General features: G+C 72.9%; 3 protein-coding genes. All 3 read right to left on the bottom strand.

The window, feature by feature from the left end; genetic code table 11:
• Positions 1 to 33: 33 nt before the first annotated feature.
• Positions 34 to 816 (bottom strand): ABC transporter ATP-binding protein, encoded by a 783-nt coding sequence (locus AC3WJI_RS08285; RefSeq protein WP_492756789.1) that lies wholly within the window; start codon positions 814 to 816, stop codon positions 34 to 36.
• Positions 807 to 1778: a FecCD family ABC transporter permease gene (locus AC3WJI_RS08290; RefSeq protein WP_492756790.1), complete on the bottom strand. Its 972-nt coding sequence runs from the start codon at positions 1776 to 1778 to the stop codon at positions 807 to 809. The genes AC3WJI_RS08285 and AC3WJI_RS08290 overlap by 10 nt, the downstream gene beginning before the upstream one ends.
• Positions 1775 to 2428: ABC transporter substrate-binding protein (locus AC3WJI_RS08295; protein WP_492756791.1), on the bottom strand; the 654-nt coding region annotated here is incomplete at its 5' end. The genes AC3WJI_RS08295 and AC3WJI_RS08290, both read right to left, overlap by 4 nt.

The following is a 2428-nucleotide window of genomic DNA, read 5'->3' on the forward strand; positions in this document are numbered from 1 at the left end:
CACCCCTAACCCCTCCCTTGAAGGGAGGGGGATCTAAGCAATCTTCGTCCGCCCGATCGGCACGGGCAGCAGCCGGCCCTGCTCGTCGGGGACGATCATCACTTCCACGCCGAACGCCTCGCGCAGCGGCTGGTGCGCCAGCGCCTGCGCCGCGGGGCCGAACGCCACGACCTCGCCCGCCTTGAGCAGCAGCACGTCGTCGGCGGCGCGGGCGGCCTGGATCAGGTCGTGGAGGACGATCACCACCCCCATGCCGGTGGCGGCGAGTGCGCGAAGCTGGTCGAGCAGGGCGAGCTGGTGGACGGGGTCGAGGCTGGCGAGCGGCTCGTCGGCGAGCAGCCATTGCGGTTCGCCGGCGAGGACGCGGGCGAGCAGCACCCGCGCGCGCTCGCCACCCGACAGCTGGTCGGCACCGCGATCGGCGAGGGGGTGCGTTCCGGTCGCGGCCATCGCCGCGCCGACCGCGATCGCATCCGCCTGCGAACTGCCGGCGAAAGGCGAGCGGTGCGGCAGACGGCCGAGCGCGACGAGTTCGCGCACGGCCAGATTCCAGTGCACCGTCGCGTCCTGCGGCAGATAGCCGATCAGCCGGGCGCGTTCGCGCGGCTCGATCCGCGCGACGTGGCGCGTGCCGAGCCTGACATGGCCGGCATCGGCGTCGAGCAGTCCGGCGAGCGTCTTGACCAGAGTCGACTTGCCCGAGCCGTTGGCGCCGAGGATCGCGGTGACGCGGCCGGGCTGGAAGGCCGCGCCGATATGGTTGAGCACGCGGCGATTGCCGAGGCTGACTGCGAGATCGCTGAAGCTCAACTCCATGCCGACCGCCGCATCTTGAGAAGGAGGAGCAGGAAGAACGGCGTGCCGAGCAATGCCATGGCGACGCCGAGGCGGATCTCCGAGGCGCCGGGGCCGAGCCGGACGAGGCTGTCGGCGGCGAGGACGAGCGCGGCGCCGCCGAGCGCGCTGGGGAGCAGCAGCGCCGAGGGTTTGGCGCCGGTGAGCGGACGCAGCAGGTGCGGCACGATCAGCCCGACGAAGCCGACCACGCCAGTCACCGCGACGCTCGCCCCGACCGCGAGCCCGGCGCCGAGCACGATCAGCAACTGGGTGCGCCGGAGCTGCACGCCGAGCGAGCGCGCCGCGTCCTCGCCGAGCGTCAACGCGTCGAGCGCGCGGCCGGTGAACAGCAGCAGCGCGCAGCCGACTGCGATGAAGGGCACCGCCAGCTGGACTTCGGCGAAGCTGCGATCGGTGAGCGCGCCCATGATCCAGTCGATGATCTCGGCGGTGGCGAAGGGGTTGGGCGCGATCGAGATCAGGAAGGCAGTGAGCGCGCCGGCGAGGCTGGCGAGCACGGTACCGGCGAGGATGAAGGCGACCTGGCTGTCGGCGCGCCATGCCAGCCCGGCGAGGAGCAGCATCGACCCGCAGCCGGCGAGCATCGCCGCGCCGAAGATGACGAGCGGCGCGCTGGCGGCGAAGACCACGATCGCCGCGACGGCGCCGAGCGCGGCCGAGGAGGAGACGCCGACCACCGCGGGATCGGCGAGCGGGTTGCGCAGATAGCCCTGCAGCACCGCGCCGGTCAGCCCGAGCGCGGCGCCGATCGCGAGCCCGAGGATCGCGCGCGGCAGCCGCAGGCCGGCGACGATCCACCAGCGCGGATCGTCCGAGAACCAGGCGGCGGCGGGAACCCAGACCTTGCCGGCGGCGAGGGAGGCGGCGAAGAGCAGGGCCGTGACCGCGGCGAGGAGGATGAGGAGGAGAGGGCGGTTCACTCGCCAACCTCCCGCCGCACCTCGGCCAGCCGTGCCATCGCCTTGGCGATCACCGGCCCGCCGCAATTGACCAGGCTGCGATCGAACCGCGCTTGGTGCACCTTCGCGCCCGAGCGCGAGAGCGCCCAGCCGCGCATCTGCGCCGCGCGCGAGCTCGCGTCGCGGCCCGCAGTGTCGGGGACCAGCATCACGCGCGGCGGATCGGCGACGACATGTTCGATCGGGAGATAGCCGGTGCCCTGGAGTCCATAATGCGCAGCATGATCGCTGAGGCCGGCTTTGACCATCATTTCGTCGAGCAGGGTGCCGCCGCCATTGACGGTGTTGCCGCCGATCCAGAGCAGGGCAGGCACCGGCGGGCGGTCGCTGTGCGCGGCGGCGACGGCGCGGTCGATCCGGCCGATCATCGCCTCGCCGGCAGGCTTGGCGCCGACCGCGGCGGCGAGCTCGCGGACCTGCGCCTTGCTGTCCGCGATCGTGCTCGCCCAGCCGAGCGTGACCGTCTTCACCCCGGCGCGGGCAAGCGCCTCGCGCGTCGATACCGAAGCGAAGCTGTCGATGATCGCAAGGTCGGGGCGGAGCGCGATGATCTCCTCGGCGGTGCCGTTGTTGGTGCGGAACCGGCGCGGGGGGGGGGGGGGGGGGGGGGG

It is taken from the genome of Sphingomonas sp. FW306-1B-B10E, from assembly GCF_058782005.1.

Bases quoted from the DNA above. Each gene is read 5' to 3' on its own strand.
- AC3WJI_RS08285 (WP_492756789.1), bottom strand. From the start codon at position 816: ATGGAGTTGAGCTTCAGCGATCTCGCAGTCAGCCTCGGCAATCGCCGC.